The following is a 20097-nucleotide window of genomic DNA, read 5'->3' on the forward strand; positions in this document are numbered from 1 at the left end:
CCCGCCCAACAGCAGGAGGGACTATGGCAGCCGCGCGCTGCCGAATGCCGCTAAATCCCCAGGCACGAACCTATGACAGGCGCATGGCTGGAACGGATCGGGAGTCCTGTCCGGATTTGCCCCGCATCCTGAGTAGAAGCGTTCCCTCGAAGAGGGCCTGGGAACGACGCGCGGCACGATACCGATCGTACCCTGCGCGCCGCTCCGATTGCCAACAGCTAACCTGCAAAGGCAGCATTCATCTCGCTGTCCGCATCAGCTGGCGTCTGTGCGTCCTGGCTCCGGCGCATCGATTTCGCCTCAGGGAGGAAGTCGACCAAGTTGCCGAGATGCGCGCGGGGATCGGTCAGCCGCGGATCGGCCATCGCTTCGATGAAATGTCCATGCTCCGGGTGCTCCGGTAGGAAGACCGCCTTCCGCTTGTACTCGGCCTGCGAGAACGTGCCCCAGTTCGTGATCCTGCCGAAATAGACACCGTCAGCGCCCACCCGTTCTGCGAGACTGATCATCTCACCCATCTCATGATAATTCTCGACCTGCACGACGAAGCCCAGGTGGTAGGCGTCGATAAGGCCTTGGCGGCGCAACTCCCCGGCAAAGGACAGGTTCTTTTCCATAACGTCCCAGCGCGCGCCGCGGCGGAGCGTCTCGTGCGTCGCGGCGGACGCACCGTCGAGACTGATTGACAGCACGTTCACACGATTATGCAAGGCCGGGAAGCGCTCCCACTCGCGTGGCGTGAACAGCATGCCGTTGGTCATGATGTGGAATTTCAGGTTGGCATAATCATCGTCGGCCAGCCGCTGCATAAGATGCCGGAAGTTCTTGCTGGCAAAGGGGTCGCCCGAGCCGGTGATGGTGACGACCTGCGTGTGCTTCAGCATCGGCAACATCACCCGCTCCTGAAGCGCGTCATATTGGAGACGTGTCGCTTCATCGGCCGCATAGTTGCTGCTTCGGCAACTCGGGCAGCTGAGATTGCAGGTCCTGTCATAGGCAAGATTGACCACCACCGGGCCCTGCTCGAGGCTAGTCTCGCGCTGCTCGATAATCTCCCGCCATTCGCTCGATCGGGCGGAGAGTTCTTCAGCTGGCGGGATGGTGTTCGACTGGATCGTCGGGCACGACATCTTGTTGCAATGTCGATAGCTGCCGTCGTGGATGCTTGCGCGGATCGCCTCGGCCGATCGCGAATTCCAGACGTCGCGCCAGTCGGCGGCTTCCTGTAGGTTGCCGACGTTCGGCTTCAGGAAGCTTGAACAGCAGAGATGGCTGCTGGTCTCGAGCACGTCGAGCCGCTCGAACGGCACCGGGCAGATCTTGCCGGCGAGCTGATATTTGGGATTGTCGGGTGCAGCCATTCCCTGAAGGAAGAAGGTGACACCTGCAACCAGCGGCGAGTTTGCGTTGACGGCAAGGAGCGGGGTCATCAGCCCGATCGCCTGGTCCACCGCGCCCGAATGTGCGGCGCTAAGGGCGAGAACAATGGTCGCCGCCTGCGCTATGGTCTGATCCCGCCCAGCATAGTATTGCAGGGCGCCCCTGGCCTGTTCCGGAAGCTTCGGGACGGCAGCGAGAAACTGTGGAAAGGCCTCCCACATTTCCGGGCGATCCACGTCTTGCCGGAGATCATTCACGATCAACGCGAATATCTCGACGGCCTTCTCCGTCTCAGGATCGAGGCTCGGTTCAATATGCGTAATCGCGTTCATTATGTCCCTTACCTCGTTCTTCGGGTCTTTCACCCAACGCAAACCGCCGACGGCGGGCCCTTCTTGTGCAATCACCGGCCCGGGTCATGTCGCGTTGCAGGGTGTCTGCCCCATTGGGTGGTGAGCGGAGCCGCCGCTCCGATTTCGTTCCTACGGACGCCTGATGCTTGCTTTGATCCGGTCGTCCGGCATGATCCCCAGCATGTCTTCCAGCTTGGATCAGGCGGCGTGATCCGCTCGCATGAAGCCGCCTGGAGTGCCTATTTGGACGTACATCGTCGGATTCCCTGCATCCGCTAAATCTGTCGACATCGCCGAACACGACGCACTGGTTAATGTAGACAAATTTCCAACTCTTAGTGCTGAATCCTGCAAATTTTAGGCGCGCAGTCGCCGATATGTTAGGTCGCGTTCCTCATACGGACTGCAACAGAACGGACGCGTATCGCCCTTCTCCGGCGGCACGAAACGGAGGTCCGTTCAAAAGACGCCAGCCCGCTTCCCGCGCGGGAGCGAGGCGGGGCATGGTTGCGATCCCTTCGCAACATGGGGTGACGCAAGGGACGCGGGGGGAGCAATCCCGGGAGGGGTGTGGGGCTACCCCCGAATGAGCGGGAGGAGACGCCATTCGACCGCCGCCGGGGATGCAGAGCGATCCGGGTTCGGGCGTCCGCGCCTTTCCGGGCAGCGCCGCATGTCACGACTGTCATCAAGCATGGCCGCGACGACATCATTTCGAAGTACCCTCGCCCCCACCGTTGCGGGACACCGCCATAGCGTGAACGAGGATGCAGTTAATGAATAATACTTGGTCGCAAGGTAACCAGAGAAGTTTTCACGGTATCGGCAGCCAGGCGGATTGTGGACAATATGCGGCAAACCGCTCCGGACCCTATAAATCCGGATCCATTGACGGGTTCACACACGCCCAGCAACCGTTAGCATACCGAACACCAGCGAGCTTCAACTTTGCCCATGCCCGCAGCGCCAACTATTTCGTTATCACCCCGATACCGGCAATAGCGACGGCGATCGCTTATTTTAACCTTGCCAACCATGGATTTCACTATGCTCGCATCGAGCGAGATGCCGATGGCAATTTCACCGGCCTCAGCCAGACCGATGCAAATCTTTCGGGACTTTCCGACCGGGGCAACGGACTATTCACACATTTCCATGTGAACCGGCCCGCCGAAGAAATCAGCCGAAGAGGCGTTCAGACCGTCGTTTATCTGAATAATCTCCACGAGTTTGTGAATTATTGTCGCGATCACTACGACCTTGAAAATGGTTATTTCTACTTTTGCTACTTCGATTGAGATCGCGCGCGCCACACCGAGTCCTCTCGTCCGCCTTGCATCGGTGCAGCGTCAGTCGCCGCGGGCCTCACGCCGCGCCCTGACGGCCGGGGGCACCGGCCGGGCCCCCGGTGCGGGAGTGGCAGCGGCGGGCGGGCTCGGACGGCCGGGCGCGGCCTGGGGACGTGCCGCCGGCGGATTGAACACTGGGCGCGGCACCTGCGCGCCCGCGCTGTCCGGCCGTGGCTGGCGTGCCCAATTCGGTGTCATCCAGCCGCCCCGCCGGGGCCCCGCATCCGCGGGTGCTGCCGGTGCCGGTGCGGCAGCGGGCGGCTGCGCGGGTTGCGGCGTGCCGGCGCCCGGCCGGTTCCCCGACCAGCCCGGGCGCGGGCCCTGCCAGCCCGGGCGCCCGTCGCCGTCACCGCGCGGTGGACGCGCGGTCCAGCCGTCCGGGCGCGGGCGTCCCGCGCTCCCGCTCGGTGCACCGGTGACCGGCGGTTGGCTCGGTGCAACGGCACCGGGCCCCGGCGTGGTCGTCACCGTGCCAGGCGGGGGCGTTGGACGCGTGCCGCCTTGCGGGCGACCGGGCCGATCCGGGCGCTGCCCCGGCAGCCCGCCCCACATCCATGGCCGCCCCGGCTTGCCGGTGCCCGGTGGCGGCGGGACCGGCTGCCCTGCCCCGGGCGGCGGCGCGGCGTGCGGCGGGCGGCCCGGCCGCGGCGGACGATGCTGCCAGTGCTGGCCCAGCCCCGGCGGCGGCGGACCGTTGAAGCCGCCGCTCCGCCAGCGCGCGAACGCCGCCGCCATCGCCGCGCGGCGGGCGCGCTCGGCAGCCCAGCGCTGCTGATCGGCAAAGGCGAAGTTCGCGCCGCGATACTGCCAGCCCGAATCCCAGCCGGGATCAATGCCGACGAAGAACAGGTTCATGTCGCCCCAGCTGGTGGTGTCCACCGCGTCCCATTGCCGGTCGAGCAGCGCATCGCGCAGCCGCCGCCCGCGCTGGTAGAGCCGCTCGCCCGCGTCGATCCAGCGCACGCCCGCGTCGCGCGGCAGCAGCCGGCCACCGCCGTCATAGACCGCGGCGACATTGCCATCCTGATAGCCGAAGCTGCGATCCGCCTCGCGCACCAGGAACGGGCCGCGCTCGCCCGAGGCGAAGAAATAGGTGCGTGCGCCCTCGGACTGGTCCTCGGCCACCACCCAATAGCCGTCGCGCAACTCCCAGGCGACGGGCGTGCCGCCGTCGAAGCGGAAGCTGTAGTCGGGCGGGGCGTCGCCCAGCGTGTCCCACAGCGCATGGGCGCGGTCGATCCAGCGATAGCTGCTCTCGCCCTCCGCATCGACGTCGGCGGAGCCGGCGGTGACGATCGCGCCGTTCTGCGCGGCGGCGGGGTGCGCGGCTCCGCAGAGCAGCGCTGCGCCGAGCATCCAGGGGGTGATCCGGGTCATCGCGTCATCCTGTCCAACATCGTGCCGCCACCATCCGCCGCCTCCGGTGAACAAAGCATGACAATGCGGACAGCTCCGGCAACAATATGAAAAACATCGGATTAACCAAAACTTAGCGTCGCGCGCCGCATAGCCGAGTCCATGGTTAATGCGTCTTTCAAAGGATTCGGCATGCGGCGCGCGATCCTCTTCCCGACGATGGTTTCTGCCCTGGCCCTGGTCGGCGCCTGCAGCGGCGGTGGGGGCGGCGGCGGCGTCGCAACCACGCCTGCGGCACCCCAGCCCACCCCGGACAAGACGCCCACGCCGAGCCCGACGCCAACCCCTACCCCGGTGCCGTCTCCCACGCCCACCCCCACGCCTACGCCGGGCGTGACGCCGACGCCAACCAATCCGCCGATCAACGCTTCATTGCTGTCGCTCACCCAGACGGAAAGCTTCGACAACGACGCGACCGGCTACGCGGGGACTTTTTATCCTGATGCACGTGCGTGCGGCTGCCTGGCGGACACGCGTGCCCTCACGATCCGCTTCGATGCAGCCACCCGCGGCTACACGGTCAGCGACGGCGTCAACACCGAGACCTTCCTTCCCGGCGACATGGACACGTCGCAGTCGAACAGCGTGCTGCGGGTCTATCGCCACGCGAGCGCGACCAGCGACTACACCCTGACGCTCACCCTGCCGGGCACCAGCGGCGCGCTGACCTATCAATATGTCGGCGCCGGCTTCTGGCAGCGTGCGGACATGGCGGCGACGGGCGAAAGCGCCTTCCGCTTCAACGCCTTCACCTATGGCGTCGAAACGCCCGACGCCGCCCAGCCGCGCGTCGGCAACGGTGCCTATGCGGTCGATCTGGTCGGCTCGCTCGGCTATGGCGTGCTCGAAAGCCTGGTCGGCAGCGGCACGCTCCAGGTCGATTTCGCCACTGGCAAGGTCGTCACCAGCGGCGAGGTGCGCGAGGTCTCCACCACCACCGGCGCCACCATCACCAGCTCGGCCTTTCTAGGCCTCGCCCAGATGGCAGCCAGCAACAACGCCTTTGCCGGGATCTTCGCCTTTTCCGGCGGCGAGCTCGCCGGCACGCTCGACGGCCGCTTCTACGGGACGGGCGCGCAGGAAGTCGGCGCGGCGTGGAGCGCGGCCAATCCCGATGGCCGCGCCGCCGCCGGCGTGCTGATCGGCCGCCAGTCGGGCGCGCAGACCGGCAATGCCAGCCTCACCAGCCTTACCGCCAGCCAGATCTTCACCGGCGAGGCGGCGACGCTGACCGCGCGCTACGGCGATACCACGGGCGAACTCACCGCCCCCAGCGCCGCCGCGCAGCCGGCGACGGTGAGCTACGACGCCGCCTCGGGCAATTATGTGGTGATCTCGGGCGCGCGCACCGGCCTGTTCCCCGCCAATCCCACGGCGGGCGCCCCGGACCAGCTGACGCTCGATGCGCTGGGCGGCATGCGCTATGTCCGCGCCGCCCGCTGGGCGACGACCAGCAGCAGCAACGGCATCACCAGCAGCGTGACCGACGCGTTCACCTTCGGCATGGCAACCGCCGCCGGCAGCGTGCCGCGCACCGGATCGGCGAGCTATGCCGTGCGGCTGGCGGGCGCACTCGCCGACGCCAGCAAGCCGGGGCCGTTCGCGGTCACCGGCAGCGGCACGCTCACCGCCGATTTCGCCAGCGGCGCGATCGCGACCAGCGGCACCGCCACCGCCAGCTTCACCGATGCGGCCAACGCGACCACCAGCACCGCCGGCAGCTTCAGCGGATCGGCGACGCTGTCCAGCAGCGCCAACAGCTTCACCGGCAGCCTCAACCTTGCGCTGTTCGCCGGGTATAGCGGCGCGCTGACCGGCCATTTCTACGGCCCCGCGGCCGACGAGGTCGGCGCCGCCGCCGCGCTCGCCGATGCGAGCGGCGAGGCAGCCGCGGTCAGCTTGGTCGGCGCCAAGAGCGGCAGTGCGCTCGCTGGCGGCCGGACCCTGGCCACGCCGGACTTCGCCGGCGATGCCGCCGCCGGCTACAGCGTGACCGGCCTGCCCGGCCTGTCCGAGACGCTGGTGCTGCTCACCGCCGCCGATCGCGAGGCGATCACCAGCGACGCGGGCTTCGACGTTTATCGCAAGACGCTGGCCGCAGGCACCGTCCAGGCGCGGATCTACGATGCCGGCAAGGGCCCGCTCGCGCTCAGCTATGCCAGCTTCGCCGAACTCGCCTATCTGGCCAGCGACGCGGCGGCGGGCAGCGATCCGCTGCGCTGGTACCTGCCCTTCGGCCAGCGCACCACGGCGGACCAGATGCCGCGCACCGGCACCGCCAGCTATGCCGGGCAGGTGTTCGGCACCGGCACCGTTGGGGCCGCGAGCTACACGCTCGGCGGCACGAGCAGCTTCGCGGTCGACTTCGCCCGGGCGAGCGCCAGCGGCAGCCTCGCCATCACCGGCAGCGGCGCGGCCGGCACACGCGACTTCGGCAGCCTCGGCTTCGCCGGCGCGGGTATCTCGGCCAACGGCTTCACCGGCGCGCTCAGCGGCACCGGCGGCAGCGGCAGCCTCACCGGCTGGTTCTTCGGCCCGCAGGCGCAGGAGATCGGCGCGCGTTTCGGTGCCGTCCAAACGTTCTCCAACGGCGACAAGGCGGTTCTCAACGGCGCAACGCTCGCTAAGAAGGCGCCGTGACCCACCGCATCGTGACTTGCCTCGCGCTGGCCCTGCTCGCGCCGATCCCCGCCCTTGCCCAGGCACCCGAGCAACGCCAGGTCTCGGCGGTGGAGCTGTTCGCGCTCGCCGCCCAGGCCGAAGGCGCCGGCCGTCCGGACGAAGCGGAGACGATGTACCGCGCGCTCGCCAAGGACCCCGATAGCGAGGTCCGCGCCGAGGCGCGCTTCCGGCTCGGCCAGCTGCTCGAGAAGCTCGGCCGCAAGCGCGAGGCGGCGACCACCTATCGCGCGCTGCTCGACGAGAAGCCCGGCGCCGCACGCGTGCGGCTGGAGCTTGCCCGGCTGCTCACCCAGCTCGGCGACGAGGGCGCCGCCCGCCGCGAGCTGCGCGCCGCCCAGGCCGGCGGGCTGCCGCCGCAGGTCGCGCAGATCGTCGACCAGTTCGCTGCCGCACTGCGCTCGCGCAAGCCGTGGGGTGCCAGCCTGGAAGTCGCGCTGGTGCCGGACAGCAACGTCAACCGCGCCACCGATGCGGCGACGCTCGATACCGTGCTCGCCCCGCTCCAGCTGTCGCGCGATGCCCGCGAGCAATCCGGCGTTGGCGCGCATGCCGGCGGCCAGCTCTATGCGCGCGTGCCGATCGCGACCAACCTTTCGCTGGTCCCGCGCGTCTCGGGCCAGGGCGATTTCTACCGCGAGGGCCGCTTCAACGACGTCTCCGCCTCCGGGCTGGTCGGGCTGGAATGGAGCCTCGGCCGCGATCGACTGCGTCCCTCGGTGGGCGGCACCCAGCGCTGGTATGGCGGCAGCCCCTATGCCCGCACCGCCACCGCCGCGATCGACTGGCAGCATCCGCTCGGCACCAAGGCGCAGCTGACCACCAGCGTCACGCTCGCCGACACCACCTATCGCGGCAACCATCTGCAGGACGGCCTGCTGCTCAACGGCGCGGTGTCGTACGAGCGCGCCTTCTCCGCCCGCGCCGGCGGCAGCATCACGCTTTCCGCCACCCGCCAGAATGCCGAGGACCCCGGCTATGCCACCGCCTCGGGCGCGGGCAGCCTGCTCGCCTGGCGCGAGTTCGGCCGCACCACCGTCTATGCCACGGCGGGCGTCCGCCGGCTGGAGGGCGACGCGCGGCTGTTCCTGTTCCCCGAGCGCCGCAAGGACTGGAACATCAGCCTGGGCGCCGGCGCCACCTTCCGCCGCCTCCAGATCCACGGCTTCGCGCCGATCTTGCGGCTCGACTGGGAGCGCAACAGTTCCACGGTCGGCATCTACGACTTCACCCGCAAGGCGGCGACGATCGGGCTGACGCGGGCCTTCTGAGGCGGGGCCTCCGGAGGGCCCCGGAATGTCCCAAGGGACACGGGGGCACGCGCCGCTCGGCACGTAGCGGTGCACTATAATCCCGGAAAGGGCATCGCCCGTTCCAGGAGCCGGATCTTGCACCCCGAACTCACCACCCGCCTCGATTTCGTCGGCTACACCGCGGACAAGCGCGCCATTATCGCCGACGCGCGCGACACGATCCAGACGGCGCTCGCCCCGGCGCTCGACCGGCTCTACACCCAGATCGCCGCGCATCCCGAAACGGCGAAGATGTTCTCGGGCTCGAGCCACATCACCAAGGCCAAGCAGCTTCAGGCCGATCATTGGGCACACCTTTCCGGTGCCGCCTTCGATGCCGATTATGTCGAGCGGGTGAAGCGCATCGGCGCGCGCCACGCCCAGATCGGGCTCACCCCGCAATGGTATATCGGCAGCTACGCCATCATCCTCGATTCGATGATCGAGAGTTTCGCCGCGATGGAGAGCGGCCCCCGCCTCCCCTTCGGCCGCCGCAAGCCCGATCCGCGCTTCGACCAGCTCCGCGCGATCGTCACCGCCGCGCTGATCGACCTCGAAATGTCGGTCTCGATCTATTTCGAGCAGGAACAGGCCGGCCGCGCCAAGGCGATGGAAGCGCTGCAGGAGCGCGAAAAGGCGCTCGCCGCGCTGCTCGGCGCGATCAACGAGACGGTGGATGCGATCAAGACCGGCTCGCAGGAGATCGCCCAGGCCTCGGGCGACCTCGCCCGCCGCACCGAAGCCAACGCCGCCAGCCTCGCCGAGACCGCCGCCTCGGTGCAGGAAATGGATCAGCGCCTCAAGGCCACCGCGCAGAGCGCCAGCCGCACGGTGGAGCGCGCCGACGGCGCCAAGGCGACGGTGGATACCGGCCGCACGATCACCGAACAGGCGGTCGCGGCGATGGAGCGCGTCTCCGAGAGCGCCAAGGGCATCGACAATGTGATCGAAGGCCTCGACAAGATTGCCTTCCAGACCCGCGTGCTGGCGATGAACGCCGCGGTGGAAGCCGGCCGCGCCGGCGAGGCGGGCCGCGGCTTCGCGGTGGTGGCGGACCTCGTCTCGGCGCTGGCGATGCGGGCGGAGGAAGAGGCCGGTCGCGCCCGCGACCAGCTCACCGCCACCCAGGCGGACATCGTCGCGGCAGTCGGCATGGTCGAAAAGGTCGACGGCGCCTTGTCCAACATCGCTGGCGACGTGGCGACGGTGAACGAGCTGGTCTCCGGCATGGCGAGCGACAACCAGACCCAGGCGGGCGCGATCAGCGAGGTGTCGGCAACCATCGGCGAGATGGACCGCGCCACCCAGCAGAACGCGGCCATGGTGGAGCAGACCTCGGCCGCCGCACAGAACCTGGCGCGCGAGGTCGACCGGCTGGCCCGCCAGGCGAACAGCTTCCAGGAAGCGGGCGAAGCCGGGCCGAGCGCGGGTGCGCGCGCGACGGTGAAGGCGCTCGGCGCGATGGCAGACTGACCGAGGTTTCCGGCAGCCCCCAATGAGGGCGAGCGGGCATGCCCAGCCCCCCGGCCTGGACATGCCCGCTCGCACGGGACGCCGCGTTCCCCCGAAAGCGGCGTCCTGGGAGACCTGGTGCGCCGCGAACCCTTGGCTCCGGCGCTGCAGTGCCTCTGCCACAAAGCGGCAACGCAGCGGCGTGACGCGCGTCACAGGATGGAAAGGGATCGATCGCCCGCGACGCTGTCCTCGACCGTTTCGGTGCAACGGGACCTCGCAGGCGTCGCGATCCTGCGCGAGGCGGTTCGCCTGCCCGTGGCTATCGACCTAGGTACGCAGCCCTGTGCGGAAATAGCACGTCCTCATCCGAAACAAGCTTGTGCGGCGCGCGACCGATTGGTTAACCTGCCCTTAGCAACGGGGGGGGGCATGTTGAAATATTCGGTAAGCGTTGCCGCGCTCGCGGCCAGCGCCCTGCTGTCCGCGTGCAGCGGCGGCGGGAGTAGCGGCGGCGTCGCCTCGGCGGGATCGCCGGCGCCCGCAGGCAGCGGCACCAGCCCGGCCACGTCCCCGACGCCGACGCCAACGCCGGTAGCAACTCCAACGCCTTCTCCGTCTCCAGCTTCGAGCCCGACGCCGACGCCAACTCCGACCGCGACGCCAACTCCGACGGCGACGCCAAGCCCGACGCCAAGTCCAACTCCCGCGCCGGGCCCAGCGCCGGCGTTGAACCCGTCGCTGATGGAACTCACCAAAAGTGAGACCTTCGCGACCGATGGCAGCACCATTTCAGCAACCTATCCCGGCACCGGGCCTGGAACGGTGACCGCCAGCAGCCCTGCGGTCACCGTTGCCTATGACGCGACGAACGGGAATTATGTCGTCACGTCCGGTAGTCGCAGCCAGAGCTTCCGCTCGTCGGACATGGATGCGGCCACCAGTACCCCGCAGCTAACCGTTTTCCAGCGCACCACCGGCGACACGACCGATTCCCTGACACTCACCAGCACGGGCACGTCGGGCGCCTATCGCTATCGATATGTCGGCGCAGGATTCTGGCAGCAAACCAGCCGAAACGGCAATGCCCTCAGCGGCTCGGTCGATGCATTCACCTATGGCGTCCGAACCCTGCCCGTCGCGTTGCCGCGTACCGGGCTCGCCAGCTATGCGGTGGACCTGATCGGCGTCCAGGCTTCCCCGACCGAACTGGCCAGTCTCGCCGGCACTGGACAGCTCGACGTGGATTTCACCGCGGGCAAGATCGGCATCAGTGGTACCGGGCGTAGCGTCGGTCTCGTGCAAGGCATGAATTTCGACTTCGATTTCCTCGGCCTCGCAAAGCTCACCAGCGACACCGGCCAGTTCGACGGCACCATGTCGCTATCGATGTACGGGGTCTCCGGAACGCTGACGGGACGCTTCTATGGTCCCGAAGCGAACGAAGTAGGGGCAAGCTTCGCCACCAAGCACAGGCGCAATGACGGCGTGGTCCGGACCGTCGGCACCATCACGGGCCGGAAGGATATGGTGAGCACGGAAACGCTTGCCAGCATCGGCACGCCGCGCACCTTCGATGTGGTCACCGCCACGCTCGGCTACGCGCTTGATAGCGCGACGGGTACGGTCGTCTCGACCCGCCCCGGCATCGGCGATCGCACCAAAGTGGCGTTCGATCCGGCAGCGGGCAGCTACGGCCTGTACGACACCAGCTTCACGGCAGCGACGCTCGTCGCAGCGGAAAGCACCGACCGAATCAAAACCTACCGCGTCGGAACCGGCACCGACACCAAGAGCCTGCGCATCTATGTCCCCAGCGGCAGCCGCGGCGAGCTGGTGCTGAACTATGCGGGATTCGGCATGTACACCAACCAGGACAAGCCATTCCCGTCCCTCGACGGGTTCGGCCATGTGTGGTTCAGCTATGGCATCGCAACGGCGCCGTCGGCGATGCCCCGCGCCGGTACCGCCAGCTTCACGGGCGAGCTGTACGGCAATGCTCAACGCCTGGGCGCGGTCGGCGGCTACGAAATGCGCGGCACCGCTAGCCTGGACGTCAACTTCGCGCGCGGCGGCGGCGGCAGCGTTACCGGCACCCTGGCACCGGTGTTCACCCCCACCGGAGGCGGGGCTTCGTTCGACTATGGCAAGCTCAGCTTCTCGGGTAGTTTCGACAAGGGCAGCAGCGCGTTCAACGGCAACCTTCTGGGGGCTCCGGGGGCGACACGCGACTTCGAAGGCTATGGCTTCGGCCAGTTCTTCGGACCGCACGGCGAAGAAGCCGCGATGCAACTGGCTGGCAAGTACAAGGCACCGAGCGGCGTCGGCAACGCCGTCGGCGAGCTTTCGGTGGCCGGCGTGCTGGTGGCGCGGCGCCCCTGACCGCATCCGCCGGGGGGCTGCACCAACGCTGCCCTCCGGTACCCCTCGCACCATCGGCATCGGCTTCCTATCTCGGCTCTGGAAAACCTTTCAGAACAAAGATAGAACCCTCCCCTATGGCACTCACCACGATCTCCGTCCGCGGCGCGCGCGAGCATAATCTCAAGGGCGTCGACATCGACATTCCCCGCGACACGCTGACGGTGATCACCGGGCTGTCGGGCTCGGGCAAGTCGAGCCTCGCCTTCGATACCATCTATGCCGAGGGGCAGCGCCGCTATGTCGAGTCGCTCTCGGCCTATGCGCGCCAGTTCCTCGAGCTGATGCAGAAGCCCAATGTCGAGCATATCGAGGGCCTCTCCCCCGCCATCTCGATCGAGCAGAAGACCACCAGCCGCAACCCGCGCTCGACGGTGGCAACGGTCACCGAGATTTACGATTACATGCGCCTCCTGTGGGCGCGGGTGGGCGTGCCCTACTCCCCCGCCACCGGGCTGCCGATCAGCGCGCAGACGGTGAGCCAGATGGTCGACCGCGTGCTGGCGCTGCCCGAGGGCACCCGGCTGCTGCTGCTCGCCCCGGTCGTGCGCGGGCGCAAGGGCGAGTATCGCAAGGAGCTGGCCGAGTGGCAGAAGGCCGGCTTCAGCCGCGTCCGCATCGACGGCGAGATGTATCTGATCGAGGAAGCCCCGGCGCTCGACAAGAAGTTCAAGCACGACATCGAAGTGGTGGTCGATCGGCTGGTGGTGCGCGACGATATCGGCACGCGGCTGGCCGAGAGCTTCGAGACCGCGCTCAAGCTGGCCGAGGGGCTGGCCTATGTCGATCTGGTGGATACCACGGTCGAGGCGCTGCAGGGCAATGCGGTGCGCGAGGCGCCCCAGGCGTTCCAGATCGAGGGCGCCGACCCCGCCGCCGCGGAGGGCGAGGCCCCCAAGGCCAAGAAGGGGATGAAGAACACCGGCATCCCCGACAACCGCATCGTCTTCTCCGAGAAGTTCGCCTGCCCGGTCTCCGGCTTCACCATTCCCGAGATCGAGCCGCGCCTGTTCTCGTTCAACGCCCCCCAGGGCGCCTGCCCGGCGTGCGACGGCCTCGGCGAGAAGCTCGAGTTCGACGAGGATCTCGTCGTCCCCAACCATGATCTCAGCATCAAGAAGGGCGCGGTGGTGCCCTGGGCCAAGTCCAACCCGCCCTCGCCCTATTACATGCAGGTGCTGGGCAGCCTCGCCCGCGAGTTCGGCTTCAAGCTCGACACCCCCTGGGGCGAGCTGCCGGCCGAGGTGCAGCGCACCATCCTCCACGGCACCGGCGGCAAGCCGGTCACCCTCACCTTTATCGACGGCCGCAAGAGCTACGACGTCAAGAAGCCGTTCGAGGGCGTGATCGGCAACCTCAACCGCCGCATGCTGCAGACCGAAAGCGCCTGGATGCGCGAGGAGCTGGGCAAGTACCAGGCCAGCCACCCCTGCGAGGTGTGCGGCGGCGCCCGCCTCAAGCCCGAGGCGCTGGCGGTGAAGGTCGCGGGGCAGGACATCGCCTATGCCACCCATCTCTCGGTGGTCGACGCGCTCGGCTTCTTCCAGACCCTGCCCGAGACCTTCACGCTCCAACAGCGCGAGATCGCCCGCGCGATCCTCAAGGAAATTGACGAGCGGCTCGGCTTCCTCAACAATGTCGGGCTCGATTACCTCAACCTCGATCGCACCTCGGGCACGCTGTCCGGCGGCGAGAGCCAGCGCATCCGCCTCGCCAGCCAGATCGGCAGCGGTCTGTCGGGCGTGCTCTACGTGCTCGACGAGCCCTCGATCGGCCTGCACCAGCGCGACAACGACATGCTGCTCGCCACCCTCAAGCGGCTGCGCGACCTCGGCAACACCGTGCTCGTCGTTGAGCATGACGAGGATGCGATCCGCACCGCCGATTATGTGATCGACATGGGGCCGGGCGCCGGCGTCCATGGCGGCGAGATCGTCGCCAAGGGCACGCTCGACGAGGTGCTGGCCACCGAAGGCAGCGTCACCGCCGATTACCTCAACGGCACCCGCGAGGTCCCCCTGCCGGCCAAGCGCCGCAAGGGCAATGGCAAGAAGATCACGGTGCACAATGCCACGGCCAACAACCTCAAGGGCGTGACGGCGAGCATCCCGCTCGGCACCTTCACCTGCATCACCGGCGTCTCCGGCTCGGGCAAGTCCAGCTTCACGCTCGACACGCTCTATGCCTCGGCCGCGCGCCAGCTCAACGGCGCGCGCGTGCTCGCCGGCAAGCACGACAAGATCACCGGGCTCGAAAACTGCGACAAGGTGATCGACATCGACCAGTCGCCGATCGGCCGCACCCCGCGCTCGAACCCGGCGACCTATACCGGCGCCTTCACCAACATCCGCGACTGGTTCGCCGGCCTCCCCGAGGCGCAGGCGCGCGGTTACAAGCCCGGCCGGTTCAGCTTCAACGTCAAGGGCGGCCGGTGCGAGGCGTGCCAGGGCGACGGCGTGCTCAAGATCGAGATGCACTTCCTCCCCGACGTCTACGTCACCTGCGACGTGTGCCACGGCGCGCGCTACAATCGCGAGACGCTGGAGGTGAAGTTCAAGGGCAAGTCGATCGCCGACGTGCTCGACATGACGGTGGAAGACGCGGTCGAGTTCTTCAAGGCCGTGCCGCCGATCCGCGACCGCATGGCGATGCTCGCCGAAGTGGGGCTGGGCTATGTGAAGGTCGGCCAGCAGGCGACGACGCTGTCCGGCGGCGAGGCGCAGCGGGTGAAGCTCGCCAAGGAACTGGCGCGCCGCGCCACCGGGCAGACGCTGTACATCCTCGACGAACCGACGACGGGCCTGCACTTCGAGGACGTGCGCAAGCTGCTGGAAGTGCTCCACGCGCTGGTGGAACAGGGCAACACGGTGGTGGTGATCGAGCACAATCTCGACGTCATCAAGACCGCCGACTGGATCCTCGACCTGGGGCCCGAAGGCGGCGTGAAGGGCGGCGAGATCGTCGCCGAAGGCACGCCGGAGCAGGTGGCGAAGGTGCCGGGCAGCTATACCGGGCGGTATCTGGCGCCGTTGCTCAAGCCGCGGGGGAAGGCGGCGAAGGTGGCGGCGGAGTGAGCGCCTCGAGCAAGTCCCAGCATCATCACAACTAGCATTGTAAGGGTAGCCAGCATTACGACCTGCGTCACAGTCTACCACTGAAACTGCCGGGCAGCCGAAACAAAAGTCATCCTTCTAGGTCGCAGATTTTATGTCGCTTAACTCATATTTAGGTGACGAATCCCTTGACGGCTGGCGTCGCCAGACTCACGATGCGTGCCTATGCACGGTGGAAATATGTCGTCACAAGAAATTAAATGGCGCAATACCGCTTCGATCCGGAAGGTGATCAAAGACTGGGAGCTGGAAAAACAAGAAAAGTTAATCGACGCATTCGAATTAAGTCAAATCCTCAAGGGCCTCATCTTTGTTAACGAACTCGATTTTTATAAGGGTTTTGGCGAGCTCATAAAGATCAGCGAACACGCAGCCGAGATAATATCTAAAGATAACGATCTATCAAACACCCCAGATATTGCACTATCGATAGCCGCTTTTACATCATTCTACCATCACGAACTATTATTTGATTTGGAAAAGTTTGAAGTTCAAGCACTCTGCGAATACCTTTCTAGCTTGATAAAGAATAAACATGTGCTTTTGCCTCAGAGATTTGGCAGGCGCCTATATGACAAGTATTCCGATCTCTTCCCGTACGATCGTCGCGACTCTCTAACTCCCGAAGAAACAGAGCGCCTACTATTAAATGAAGAGCAGGGGGTATTTCAGGCTGGGAATTTTCTTCTAGGTCCACTTGGGCTAATTATAAGCCGCGGACTTAGATACGCACCACCTACAAGATCAATACCGCTGTGGCACTGCGAGAACATGGGCTGCAACCATCTGCATGATGTTCTCCTGAGTGATAAAAATAACATCATACCGCACTCTTTCAATAAAATCAATTATGCGGCCAATAACACGCATGGACTTCCATCACACTGGACCTCTGCAATTTTAATTGATAGGGATATTCATTACCCTTTAGAGTATCATGATATAATTTCCATTACCCAAGAATGTTTTTCTGTAAGTGAAATCAGAATAATTTTTAGGGACCTGCTAACTTCCTCCCAATCCAAATCGGATATGTGGGATGAAATCAATAGCATGCCAAAAGGAAATTATAAGAGCAAAGACCCTACCGAACTATCATTAAATCTCTCGCAAAACACTCTTGTTCAATTAATTCTAGCTTGCTCAGATGACGATATCGTCAAGGCAATAGACAGAACGATACTGTCTAAAAGAATTATTGTACCTGCCGCAGAGAAGAGGGTGGCTAAGCAGACCCCCCCAAGCATCAACTATGGCGAATCAAGCAGCTCAATATCGTCGCTTGGGATTAGATCGGACTCTAATAATCCCTTGTCCCGGCTTTCAACTGAAATATGGATAGCATATAGAAAGGCTGATCGCCTCGCAGACCTTTCATGGCGGACCATGAGATCTGCTGGCCCGGCTAGCCCCGGGGCAGTTTTAGATTATTTGAAGCAGCATTCTCCTAGCCAAGCTGTTTCGGAGCTAATTCTTAGCAGCAGAGAGGTATCGCAAGACGTAACAGAGGCGCTTTTCATAGAATCTACAGACGGACTAGATGAAGCTCATCTAGTGGCGCAGATTCTATGGAAGATTGGCCTTGACGCTCCCAGATTTGGCGACGAGTTCTCAACCATAACGCGTAATCTAGACTCTTTCAAATTAACCCTTCTATCTTGCGAAGATCCCCTCACGACAGCGGACCGAGAGAGAATTCGCGCCTCGGGCGTCAACCTCTTTGTTCATCTTGAATGGTTTATTGAGACTTTCATTTCGTACAACGTCTGGCTGCTGCAGAACGATCATTTAGAACACAGCTTTATATATAGACCGGAGGATAGCCTTAAGATCGTGGGCGAGACGCTTCCGACGCAAGAAATATCCAGTTGGAAGATTACTGGCGGTAACACGCTGGGCGTTTTAATTTCCTATCTATCAGCCTCAGTCGAGTGGATGAAACAGCTGCTGGCGACGGAAGCGAATTCCATACCCAATAGAACACAATACCCTCACTATGTACCATCTTCCAGTCAACTTTTCCCGTTCCACAAGCCACCCCTATGGGCCAATTCAGATCATGATGAACTGGAAAAGTTCGTAAAATCTTTCACCGATGTAGCGAATTTGATACTTCGCTCGGGCCTCCCTGGTGTCAGAAATGGCCTAGAGCATTTCAGGCGACCTGAAGAATTTCCGGAGTTAGATGTTATCATAGCTTGCGAGGTTTGGATGAGGCAAGCTTTTGAGATTGCCGACGCAAAGCGCCTAGCCCCAAAGAGATGGTGGTTAAAAGAAAGGAAGATCAGTGATTTCGGTCAGGTTATCGAGAGATTCGAAGACGAACGCGCCAGGCCGCTTGAATTAAATTATCCGAGCTCCTTAGTCGGAGTACCGGATGCAGATTTCGGAGAAGCAATTACCATTCCACATGGAAACCTACTTGGGCATACCAATTCCGACCTAGTCTTCAAAGTTATAGAAAAGAGTGAATATACAGCCCTTTGGGCCAATTACCCCTATAGACCTCCAACCGCAATGTAAGTCCGATCCTCCCGCCACTTCTGTGAGTGGCGGGAGGATCGGCCACGCCGCCAGCGCCACCGTCGAGCCCGACTTCACCGGCCCCGACTGGTTCGAGGCCTATGCCACCCGCCACGCAGCGGACGGGCTGGAGGGCCGGCTGGTCTCGCAGTTCGCCTTTTCCGAGCGCTGGGACTCGTGGGAGATGCACCCGCACGGCGCGGAACTCGTGATCTGCACCCAGGGCGCCTGCACGCTCCACCAAGAACATGCCGACGGCAGCACCGAGCGCGTGACGCTCGCCGCGAACGACTATGCCATCAACCCGGCGGGCACGTGGCACACCGCCGATGTCGCGCCGGGCGGGAGCTGCACCGCGATCTTCATCACCCCCGGCATCGGCACCACCCACCGGCCGCGGTGAAGACGGGGGCTTTTCAACCCGGGTCCCCCTCACCCTTCCCACCGCCTTCGGCGGCGGGCCCCTTCCCTCTCCCACAAGGGGAGAGGGAGTTTCGATCCCCGCTCCCTCTCCCCTTGTGGGAGAGGGAGGGAGCCGCGAAGCGGCGGAAGGGTGAGGGGGATAAGGGGCCCTATGCCGTCGCGCGCTCGCACACGCCCCGTTCCCGCAGAACAAACCGGCAACAAATCGCTTTCCTACAGCATCCGATCCGGCATATCTGGAGAGTCGCCTGCAACCAGGAGACGTTCGATGATCCCCGATCCCGACGCGCTTACCGTCCACCCCGACGACGACGACCTGTTCTGCCTCGACACGATGATCGAGCCGCGCACCGATTTCGGCGGCGGCCTGCCCGCCCGGCGCGAACGGCACGATGGCTGGACGCCGGCCAAGCAGCGCCAGTTCCTCCAGATGCTGGCCGAGGGGCACACCATCACCAACACGTGCGCCGCGCTCGGCATGTCGACCAGCTCGGCCTATGCGCTGCGTCGCTCGGCGGCGGGGGCGGCGTTCGCGCTCGGCTGGCAGGCGGCGCTGCTGCTCGCGCGCGAGCATCTGGCCGACCGGCTGCTCGAACGCGCGATGCACGGCTCGGTCGACACGATCACCCGGCCCGACGGCTCCACCGTCACCCGCCAGCGCCACGACAATCGGCTGGCGATGCACATGCTCAACCGGCTCGACCGTCTGGCCGAGGAGGGCTGCGGCCCCGCCGACCATGCCGCCGCGCGGCTGGTCGCCGGCGAGTTCGAGCAGTTTCTGGCGCTGGTCGCGGGCGATGGCGGGGCGGCGCGCGCCGGGCTGTTCCTCGCGCGGCGGGCGGGCGGCGCGGGCGGTATCGGCGCGGAAGGGGCGGACGAGCTGGCGGCGGTGCGCGCGCTCGCCCGCGCCGATGCCTGGCTGCGCACCGGCGCCGATGCGCGCGAGGGCGTGGCGGTGGACGATCTCGATCCGGCGCAGCGGCGCGGCTGGAGCGCCGAGCAATGGGCACGCGCCGAGGCGGCGGGGCTGCTCGTCCTCGCGCCGCCGCCCGCGCCGGTGGAAAACGCGCGGGGGCGTGAACTTTGGCAACTTAGCGGGCGCGACAATCCGAACGGCGACCCCGTGTGGTGCGACAGCAAGCTCGGCGAATGGCGCACCAGCTTCCCGCCGCCCGAGGGTTTCTACGGCGAGGAGTTCGGGGACTATGGCGAGCCGGACTATGCGCGCGAATTGTCGCCCGAGGAGCTGGAGGTGCTGGAGGGCCCGCTGCGGGCGGCGCGCGAGGCGCGGCGCGTGGCAGCGGCGCAGGAACGCGATGCGTTCTTCGCGGACGGGGTCGACGTGATCGAAGTCGACCCGCACGGCGTGCCGCTCTGGGGCGAGCCGAGCGAAGCGCGTCCGATCGAGGTCGAAGGCGAGGCTACCCATTCCCCCTCCCGCAAGCGGGAAAGGGGTAAGAAGGCACCTCCCCTACCCGCTTCGTCGCATCCCGGGACGGACCCCGCCGCCCCCGGGTTGACACCTCCGGCCGAGGCGCCCATCTCGCCCCCGGCACGCACCCGGGGTGCGTCCAAACGCCAACGGATCCGAGAAGGAACCATGCCCAGTAACGATCAAAGTAGACCGACCGCGCCTGCCAGGGCCGCCGCGCTGAACTGATCCTACTGGGTCACCGCACGCGCCGGCCCCGGGGGG

The 20097-nt window shown here is 65.4% G+C and carries 11 protein-coding genes; 9 read left to right on the top strand and 2 right to left on the bottom strand.

Annotated features, from left to right (window positions below; genetic code table 11):
* Positions 1-218: 218 nt before the first annotated feature.
* The gene (locus tag ABIC35_RS10175; protein ID WP_121074427.1) at positions 219-1712 is read right to left on the bottom strand and encodes a radical SAM protein; all 1494 of its coding nucleotides are present in this window, start codon (positions 1710-1712) and stop codon (positions 219-221) included.
* Positions 1713-2509: 797 nt separating this feature from the next.
* Here ABIC35_RS10175 and ABIC35_RS10180 point away from each other — a divergent pair.
* Positions 2510-3031, top strand: a complete 522-nt coding sequence (locus ABIC35_RS10180; protein ID WP_147425830.1) for a hypothetical protein — start codon at positions 2510-2512, stop codon at positions 3029-3031.
* A 51-nt stretch (positions 3032-3082) separates the two neighbouring features.
* Here ABIC35_RS10180 and ABIC35_RS10185 read toward each other — a convergent pair whose 3' ends face one another.
* Complete coding sequence (locus ABIC35_RS10185; protein ID WP_147425829.1) at positions 3083-4459, bottom strand: hypothetical protein; 1377 nt, start codon at positions 4457-4459, stop codon at positions 3083-3085.
* A 171-nt stretch (positions 4460-4630) separates the two neighbouring features.
* Here ABIC35_RS10185 and ABIC35_RS10190 point away from each other — a divergent pair, with 171 nt between their 5' ends.
* The 8 genes from ABIC35_RS10190 to ABIC35_RS10225 all read left to right on the top strand — a co-directional run bounded on the left by ABIC35_RS10190 (position 4631) and on the right by ABIC35_RS10225 (position 20061).
* Positions 4631-7138: a transferrin-binding protein-like solute binding protein gene (locus ABIC35_RS10190; protein ID WP_183049319.1), complete on the top strand. Its 2508-nt coding sequence runs from the start codon at positions 4631-4633 to the stop codon at positions 7136-7138.
* On the top strand, positions 7135-8448 hold the full coding sequence (locus ABIC35_RS10195; RefSeq protein WP_121074416.1) for a surface lipoprotein assembly modifier: 1314 nt from the start codon (positions 7135-7137) through the stop codon (positions 8446-8448). Before ABIC35_RS10190 ends, ABIC35_RS10195 begins: the two co-directional genes overlap by 4 nt.
* Before the next feature lie 117 nt (positions 8449-8565).
* Entirely contained in the window at positions 8566-9942 is a 1377-nt protein-coding gene (locus ABIC35_RS10200) for a protoglobin domain-containing protein (RefSeq protein ID WP_121074413.1), read from the top strand.
* A 723-nt stretch (positions 9943-10665) separates the two neighbouring features.
* A complete protein-coding gene (locus tag ABIC35_RS10205; protein ID WP_183049318.1) occupies positions 10666-12303 on the top strand; it encodes a hypothetical protein in 1638 nt (545 codons plus the stop codon).
* Between the two features lie 116 nt (positions 12304-12419).
* Positions 12420-15416, top strand: a complete 2997-nt coding sequence (gene uvrA / locus ABIC35_RS10210) for an excinuclease ABC subunit UvrA (RefSeq protein ID WP_121074410.1) — start codon at positions 12420-12422, stop codon at positions 15414-15416.
* A 267-nt stretch (positions 15417-15683) separates the two neighbouring features.
* Positions 15684-17978 carry a hypothetical protein gene (locus ABIC35_RS10215; protein WP_147425828.1) on the top strand — a complete coding sequence of 765 codons (2295 nt, stop codon included), beginning with the start codon at positions 15684-15686 and terminating at the stop codon, positions 17976-17978.
* Positions 17979-18000: 22 nt separating this feature from the next.
* Positions 18001-18381: a cupin domain-containing protein gene (locus ABIC35_RS10220; RefSeq protein ID WP_121074407.1), complete on the top strand. Its 381-nt coding sequence runs from the start codon at positions 18001-18003 to the stop codon at positions 18379-18381.
* Positions 18382-18669: 288 nt separating this feature from the next.
* A complete protein-coding gene (locus tag ABIC35_RS10225; RefSeq protein WP_183049317.1) occupies positions 18670-20061 on the top strand; it encodes a hypothetical protein in 1392 nt (463 codons plus the stop codon).
* Positions 20062-20097 lie beyond the last annotated feature (36 nt).

The sequence above is a fragment of the Sphingomonas trueperi genome (genome assembly GCF_040545965.1).
Classification (GTDB): Bacteria; Pseudomonadota; Alphaproteobacteria; order Sphingomonadales; family Sphingomonadaceae; genus Sphingomonas; species Sphingomonas trueperi_C.